This window comes from Anaerobiospirillum sp. NML120511, from assembly GCF_023050955.1.
Classification (GTDB): Bacteria; Pseudomonadota; Gammaproteobacteria; order Enterobacterales; family Succinivibrionaceae; genus Anaerobiospirillum.
In genome coordinates this window covers 1-2,908 of the sequence record NZ_JALKIK010000092.1, presented here as the reverse complement: position 1 = coordinate 2,908, position 2,908 = coordinate 1, and the positions used below count along the sequence as shown (strand labels likewise).

Below are 2,908 nucleotides of genomic sequence, written 5' to 3'. Positions count from 1 at the left end.
GTAGGCTTCCTTGACGGCAACATATTGATTGTTATCTTAGGTAAAATAGTGCCATGCGAACAGGGGTTGATATGCCGCATGGCAGCCCCCAGGCCGCATGACGGGTGGAATGTCCGTCGGATATTTGGCTTGCAGGCCGGGCTGCCCCGACTGGTAGCACGCCCGGTGACCGGATGACCAACATGCCTGGCATCCCTGACTGATGGCACGGACGCTGGCTGGATTGCCAGCAGGCCTGGTTGCCATGACAGGTAGCACGGCTGGTGACCGGATGCTCGGTAGGCGCGCAGCCCTGACTTGTAGAGGGACCGATGAGCGGATAACTGGCAAGCCAGTCCCCTGACTGCTCACGCATCCGGTGGCTGGCAACTGGCAGACCGGCCCGACCTGTCTGGAGGAAAGGCGGTGCCTTATACACCCAATCGATAGTGACAGATCCCTGTCTAATGCGGGATGAAAAATATTTTACCGTTCAGGACAGGGGTTTTAGATTCAGAGGCAAAGGTGGTTCGATGGCAGGAAGCGGACGCACAAAACCCCTGGGTCGGTATCCCTTCCCAGAGGTAATAGACGGTATCAGTACTTTGGTTCAGACATGGTCAACCGGTCTGACAGCTGCTGCTGAAGACGTAGTCAATCATACCTGACAGGCAATAAAATGTTTTAGAAAGCGTCTTGGTTCAAGAGACGACTATGGTCTTGGAGGAAGTGATATGCGCAGGGCAATAATCCTGTCCTCAATCCTTTTAACCATGTCTTCCATGGCATTGCTCCTTGAGCGGGCATCTTCAGCTATCTGGAAAAACACAATATTCATGTGCTCTCTGCAGTCCTTGAGAAAACTTGACAACCAGTTAATGCAGTTGACCGCAATCTTCCTGAGTTCTTCACGATTTTCTCCAGTTGCCATCTGAGCGTTATGCCAGGCTACAGATACATGGTCGATCAAAAAGTTTATGCCGTATGAAATATTTGACCCGGCCATGCCTCTGCTTCTCAGGCTCTTGTCAGTATTTGAAAGGAGATTAAGCTCACTGGTAAACTTTTTGAGCACACCAGGTTCGATGATCTCTTTAACAAGCTTTAAATCATAATCTCCCGAGCTGGTGTCACCTTCAAGATTATGTTGCATCAATGTACATTTATCTATCACGTGACCGATTTTATTGTTTATAAAACTCAAAAAGCTTTTAACGGAAAGGGGGCGGTTGCCCGTGGCTCTGTCATGTTCATCATCAGCTAACAGCCCACACTCCTTTGCAAATTCATCAGCTTTAGCGTTTTCGGCTTCAGCGTCAGTTTCCAGTTCTCCGGTCAGAGCTCTCTCAAGTTCACTGGACTTAATCCTGGCTCGCTTGTTTGCATTTCTGGCCCTCTTAACAATGTCTATTATCTGGTTCGACCGAGCTGTCTGATTGATTTCCTCCTCTTCTGCTTCAGATAATGACTGTGTCTGATTATCCTGATCCTGCCCGGATTGAGGTCCTGGCTTCTCCCCATGGTCAATGTCAGGCCCAGGCGACGTGCCATGGTCTGGGTCGGCGTATGAATCATGTTGACCACCTGAAGCAGCGGCGGATGATTGTGCATGATTCTCATACTCATCAGCCACCCTGTTAAATTCATCTGCAAGGTCATTTAACTCTGATTCATGGCCGTCTATTGAAGCATAGGTTTTGCGGAATTCCTGCTCATAATATCTGCTTAGCCAGTCCATTAGGAGCTCATGGGCTCTGTCATTGATCTTCTGGTAAATACCCTCACCAGAGCCATCTGAGTTTCCAAGATTTTTGATGGCGGCCTGAGCAGTCTCATTAAAAAGTACCGGGATAAGTTTCACAAAGTCTATGCCTGGCAGCATCTCAAGAAGACGGTTTTCGTCAGGCATTATCAGGTTACCAGTGGAGTAAGTATTGTCTACTTCCTTGTTAAGGCCGATTTTACCCTGTCTGGCTTCATCATGCATGACAAGTGTATACAGCTGTTTGTAGGAAGCATGAGACAATTTACTCAGACCTTGAGTAATATCAAGTCCGTTAGCCTTAAGGGTTTCAATAACTGAACGGGAACCACAATCAAGCTCAGCCCCTTTGACAGATACTGTCAGGTATCCATTCTTGCGCTGTAAAGCGATGCGGCTCATAACCTGCTCAGTATCATTGTTATGAACAACCATGTCGACATTATCAAGGCAATTGTAAAAATACTCCTTGTTGTTGAGCATATACACACAGGCAGCTGCATAGTCATTTCCCTTGGAGATGCTGACCCACTTGCCATTCTTAAATGTATAGAGCTCCCTCATAGTATCAATTACATCATAGATGAAGTTCATAAGCTCGCGCATAGGGCCAGAGCGCAGGGCGGCAGCCTCTTTACGACAGGCCTCAGCCTTGACAAGGTCCTCGTCAGTGACGTTTTTGCCGTTACTAAGGTTTCTTGACTCTTCAAGCAGTGCCTGAACTTTCTGCTCCATGGCAAAGAATGCACTATACAGCGAAAGAATAATGGAGCAGGCAATATTGCTGTTGTTTCCTTTCAGATAGCTCTTAATCTTCTTGATGCGATGATTCTTATCAAACTTCTTGATAAACCTGTTGAGCGCCTTAGGATTGCCAGCCTTAAAAAACTCACTGCGTCCATGGACATGGCACATGAAAAGCTCAATACCATACATTGATGTCTCATAGACATAGACCGGGTAGCCATCGGATATCATCTCCTTCAGGTATATGAGCTTTCCGCCATTGAGCACGGCTTCCACATCAGTCCAGTACATCTGACCAGCTGCTTCAAGGCTGAAGACACCACGTCCGAATGAAAGGTTACAGGCAACAGCCGGAATATCAGGATCTTTACTTTTCCATACCGCAGCATAAGGCTGAGAAGTATCAGTTATATGGGAAAC

The 2,908-nt window shown here is 47.4% G+C and carries 1 protein-coding gene; it reads right to left on the bottom strand.

Translation table 11 applies throughout. The annotated features are described in order from the left end of the window. Positions 1–691 precede the first annotated feature (691 nt). Positions 692–2,908 (bottom strand): transposase (locus tag MXE39_RS12735; RefSeq protein WP_247074206.1); only part of this gene is annotated, 2,217 nt, incomplete at its 5' end.